We start from the raw sequence: 4656 nt of genomic DNA on the forward strand, positions 1-4656 counted from the left end.
GAGACAGCCACCCTGCCCGTGCAGGTGCCCGGAACCACGGCGCTTTCCGTCGGGTGGGGGAACGGGGTAGGAGGGAAGGACTGGCATCCGCCTTGCTGAATGTGTTCCCCCGATGAAGCTGCGTGCCCTCCCCCTCCTCCTGTGCCTGTTCGTGGCTGCTCCCGCCGGGGCGGCGTCCGGCCTGGAGGAGGCGCGCGCGAAGGCGCAGTCCGCGCGCACGGAGGCCCGCGGCCTGCGCACCCGTCAGCAGGGACTGCGCGACGAGCTCAACGGCCTGGCCGCGCGCATCGAAGCGCTCAAGGCCCAGCGTCAGGGGAAGCTCACGCCGGGCGGCGAACTGGAGTCCGCGCTGCGCCGCTCGCAGGAGCTGAGCGGGGAGCTGACGGGGCTGGCGCAGTCGGTGTCCGGCGCGGACGGCGAGGTGGAGCGCGCGCATCTGGCGCTGCACGGCGCGCTGTCCCAGGAGCTGACGCGGCTGCGCGCGGCGTGGGACGCGACGACGGACCGGACGCAGCGCGCGCGGCTTCTGGAGCAGATGCGCTCCGTGCGCGGCGAGCGCGAGGCCGTGCGCGCGGCGCTGCCCGCCTCCCAGGTGCCGGCGCTGGATGGCTCGGCGCGCGGGGATGATCCGGAGGACCTGCTCGCGCAGGCGGACGCGCTGCGCGACACCCAGGACAAGGTGCGCCAGCGGCTCCAGGCGCTGAAGGCGCGCATCACGGAGGTGCGCGAGGAGCGCGACCTGGACCGCCGCATGAACGACTTCCTGGGCGAGGAGTCCATGTTCGACGACCAGGACCGCCGCCTGCGCCTGCGCACGGCGGGCGACCGGGGCCTGCAGGTGGCGCCCACCCAGCGGGGCGGCGGCCGGTTTCAGGATGTGACCGTGGGCGACTCCGCGGAGGCGCCGAACTACTCGGGCGACCCTTCCGTCGGAGGGGGAACCGGCGGGACTCCCGCGGGCGGGCTGGCCCCGTCCGTCAGCGCCACCGCCAGCGACCGCCGGCCCCAGGTGGACCCGGTGCGCGCCCAGGCGCTGGCAGCGGGCGGCCCGGAGGACCTGTCCTCGCTGGAGCAGGAGGCCGCGCGGCTGGAGTCCCTGGCGCGCGACCTGGACGGGCGCGCGGGCGCGCTGGAGCAGCGCGCGAAGACGCTGGCGCCCTGACGCGACACCGCCGCGCAGCCGCTACAGCAGGCCGCCCTCCACCTCCAGCACCACCGTGGCCTGCACGCGCACCTCGCGCTCCGGCAGGCGCCCCGTGCCGCGCAGGATGATGGCCATGCTGGGCGCGGCCACGTAGGGCCTCAGGTCCAGGCTGCCGTCCGTGTTCAGCCCCACCGTGGGGTTGGGCGGGCTCAGGCCCAGGCGCGCGATGCCGTCGCGGGACGCGAAGCGCGACTCGGAGTTGCCCGCGCGGGCCACGGCCTCCAGCGAGTCCAGGAAGCCGAAGTCCTGGTCATTGGGGCTCAGGACCTTGAGCGTCATCGACTTCACCTGCACGCGCGTCACCTCGTCCTTGGTGACGTCGCGGTTCTTGAAGTCCTGGTTCTCGTTGAAGTCCAGCGCGGCGAAGCTGCTGATGGAGGGGAACGCGTTGAGGAGCGTGGGGGTGCCGGCGGGGCTCGCGGGCACCGTCGCCTCCCCCTGGACCTCCGTGGTGAAGGACGCCGCGGAACAGGCGCAGAGCGACAGGCCGGTCGCCACCGCGAGGAAGGACGCGTAAGACATGGCCGCAATGTACCGGGCGGCCGGGTGCGGCGTCACCGACCGTGGGCGCTCCCCGGCTGTCCCCGGGACGACGCGGCCGTCCAGGGCACTTGCGAGCGTGGGCATGCCCCCGGGCCGGGGTATGGTGCGCGGCGTCTTGGACCGCCGCCTCCTCCCGCTCCTCCTGGCCCTCAGCCTCCCGTGGGGCCCGGGTGCGCGCGCGGCCGAGTGGGAGGGCTCGCTCCGGGGCACCGGCCGGCTGCTGGTGGACAGCAACGCCCCGCGCGACTTCTCCGACGGCGCCACGTCCGGCCCCGGCGCGGACCTGGCGATGAGCGTGCTGGGCGTGGCGGAAGGCCGGGGCACCGGCGAGCGCTCCCAGGTGGTGGGCCGCTACGAGCTGGGCGCGCGCAAGTACGTGGCCTACGGCAACGAGGACACGCTGGTGCAGGCGGGCGCGCTGGAGGGCTCCTTCGCGCTGGGCACCGAGTGGGGCGTGGGCGCCGAAGGCCACGCCAAGGACCGGCGGGGCGGCAGCCGCGCGTACTCGGACCTGGGCGCCAGCCTCTTCGCCGAGTACGCCCCGGACGTGCGCCTGGCCCTGCGCCTGCGCCTGGGCGCCCGCCGCTTCGTCTACCGCCCGGACCACACGGCCGACTTCGGCGGCCCGGAGGTGGGCGTGCTGGGCCGCTACCGGCTCACCCCGCGCCACACGCTGAGTGTGTTTGGGGATTGGGGCTCGCGCCGCTACGGCCCCTTCGCCCGGCCCTTCCCGGGCGTCAGCCCGGCCCCCGTGCGGCGGCAGGACGGCGCGCTGACGGCGGGCGCGGGCTGGACGTACCGGGGGCCGGTGAAGCTGTCGCTCACGTATGCCTTCCAGGAGGTCAGCTCCAACAGCTTCGGAGAGACGGCGCTGCGACACCGGCTGGTGGGCAGCGCCGGGGTGCGGCTGCCCTGGCGGGTGACGCTCCTGGCGCAGGGGACGCTGGGCCTGTCGCGCTACCCGGACGGCATCTTCCTGTCGCCGGAGATCATCCTGGTGGAGGAGGACGAGGGGCAGAACTCGCTGTCCCTCAAGCTGGCCCGGCCCGTCTCCGCCCGCGTGGATTTGGAAGTGTCCTGGGGCCTGTGGAGCACGCGCCTGCCGCGCAACGGCCTGCGCTACACGCGCCAGGTGTTCGGCGTGGGCTTCACCTGGCGGGACCAGGACTAGGAGCCCGGCTCCGGAGCACCGTCAGTCCAGGTCGGCGATGCGCTCGTCGATTTCCTCGGCCAGGCTGGGATGCTGCTGGGCGAGCGCGTGGTCCCGGGCGGTGGTGAGCACCTCCCTGGCCTTCTGCGGCTGGCCGGCCCCCGCGTAGGCGTCCCCGAGGGAGACGAGGGCGGCGGCGTACTTCGGGTCCAGGCGGACGGCGGCCTCCAGGCTCTGGATGGCGCTGTCGTACTCCTTGCGTTCCAGGTGGAGCTTCCCCAGGGAGAACCAGGCCATGGGGGCCTCCGGGAACTGGACCGTCATCTTCTTGAACTGCTCCAGGCGGGCGTCGCTCATGGACGGAACCCATTAGAGGAGCGCTGGAAGCTTGCCAAGGGTGCGATAGGGTATCCGCCACATGGCCACGAAGAAGAAGACCCCCGCATCCAAGAAGCCGAAGGCGAAGAGCGCGACCCGGGCTCCGGCCCGCAAGAAGACGGCCGCCAAGAAGGCGAAGCCGGGCGTGCGTCCGCCGCCGCGCAAGAAGACCGCCGCCGCGCGCAAGAAGGCGCCGAAGCCCGCCGCCCCGCCCCCGCTTCCCAAGCCGGCTGAGAACGCGAAGGCGCGTGAGCTGGCGCGCCGCATTGGCAACCTGCTGCTGGACAAGAAGGCCACGGACGTCGTCATCCTCGACATGCGCGGGATGACGTCCTACGCGGACTACATCGTCATCGCCTCCGGCGAGAGCGACCGCCAGGTGAGCGCCATGGCGGAGAACGTCCAGGTGCAGCTCAAGCAGGAGGCGCAGCCGCTGCGCCCCATCAGCACCGAGGGCCTGGAGACGGGCCAGTGGGTGCTGCTGGATTACGACGACGTCGTGGCGCACCTGTTCAACGGCGAGGTGCGCGCCTTCTACGACCTGGACGGACTGTGGGCGGACGCGCCCCGGGAGAAGCTGTCCTAGTCCCGTGAAGGTCCGCCTCCTCTCCATTGGCAAGGACCGCTCCGGCCTGTTCGAGCCCGCCGTGCAGGAGTACGCGCGGCGGCTCGAGCACTACACGCGCTTCGAGCTGCTGGAGCTGAACGAAGCGTCGGGGCGCAAGCTCAAGCCCGGGGAGGCGAAGTCCGCGGAGGCCGCGGCCATCCTGGGCAAGCGCAAGCCGCAGGACTGGATTGTCGCGCTGGACGAGCGCGGCACGCTGCTGGACTCGGTGGAGCTTGCCCGCTACGTCGCCAAGGCGCAGACGGGCTCGAAGGACCTGCTCTTCGTCATTGGCGGGGACGAGGGGCTGGATGACTCGGTGCGCGGCGCGGCGCATCAGGTGATGTCGCTGTCGCGGATGACGCTGCCCCACCGGCTGGCGCGCGTGGTGCTCATCGAGCAGCTCTACCGCGCGTTCACCATCCTGAAGGGCGAGCCCTACCACAAGTAGGCGGCCGGGCAGACTCAGGGGCCCAGGCTCCGGAGGCGTCAGGGGGCGTGGAGCGCCCGCGTCGGGAGCGCCCATCATGAACACGCCTTCTTCTGAAACCTCCACGGCCGCGACCGTGCGCATCATCGCCTCGCCCCAGTCCTGGGTGGAGGGCGAGGCCGTCCGCCAGCTGGAGGCCGTGTCGCGCCTGCCCGGCATGCGGCTCGCGGTGGGCCTGCCGGACCTGCACCCCGGCAAGGGCGCTCCGGTGGGCGCGGCCTTCGAGTCCGAGGGCTTCCACCTGTCTCTTATAAACATCTGACGCTGCCGACGACTTAATAGGTGTA

At 72.8% G+C, this 4656-nt stretch carries 6 protein-coding genes; 4 read left to right on the forward strand and 2 right to left on the reverse strand.

Translation table 11 applies throughout. The features are described 5' to 3' along the window. Window positions 1-112: 112 nt before the first annotated feature. Entirely contained in the window at window positions 113-1162 is a 1050-nt protein-coding gene (locus D7X55_RS36110) for a TetR family transcriptional regulator (protein WP_121725408.1), read from the forward strand. 21 nt (window positions 1163-1183) lie between these two features. Here D7X55_RS36110 and D7X55_RS36115 read toward each other — a convergent pair whose 3' ends face one another. Continuing rightward, on the reverse strand, window positions 1184-1726 hold the full coding sequence (locus D7X55_RS36115; protein WP_199747303.1) for a hypothetical protein: 543 nt from the start codon (window positions 1724-1726) through the stop codon (window positions 1184-1186). Between the two features lie 121 nt (window positions 1727-1847). Here D7X55_RS36115 and D7X55_RS36120 point away from each other — a divergent pair, with 121 nt between their 5' ends. After that, window positions 1848-2918 (forward strand): hypothetical protein, encoded by a 1071-nt coding sequence (locus D7X55_RS36120; protein ID WP_167510922.1) that lies wholly within the window; start codon window positions 1848-1850, stop codon window positions 2916-2918. A 21-nt stretch (window positions 2919-2939) separates the two neighbouring features. Here D7X55_RS36120 and D7X55_RS36125 read toward each other — a convergent pair whose 3' ends face one another. Further along, window positions 2940-3254, reverse strand: coding sequence for a tetratricopeptide repeat protein (locus D7X55_RS36125; RefSeq protein WP_121725409.1), 315 nt, complete (start codon window positions 3252-3254; stop codon window positions 2940-2942). A 61-nt stretch (window positions 3255-3315) separates the two neighbouring features. Between D7X55_RS36125 and rsfS the strand changes: the two genes are divergently transcribed. Beyond that, window positions 3316-3861, forward strand: coding sequence for a ribosome silencing factor (gene rsfS / locus D7X55_RS44280; protein WP_199747304.1), 546 nt, complete (start codon window positions 3316-3318; stop codon window positions 3859-3861). A gap of 4 nt (window positions 3862-3865) precedes the next feature. Continuing rightward, window positions 3866-4330, forward strand: a complete 465-nt coding sequence (locus D7X55_RS36140) for a 23S rRNA (pseudouridine(1915)-N(3))-methyltransferase RlmH (protein WP_014394001.1) — start codon at window positions 3866-3868, stop codon at window positions 4328-4330. Window positions 4331-4656: the final 326 nt, after the last annotated feature.

This window comes from Corallococcus sp. AB049A (assembly GCF_003668885.1).
Lineage (GTDB): Bacteria > Myxococcota > Myxococcia > Myxococcales > Myxococcaceae > Corallococcus > Corallococcus interemptor.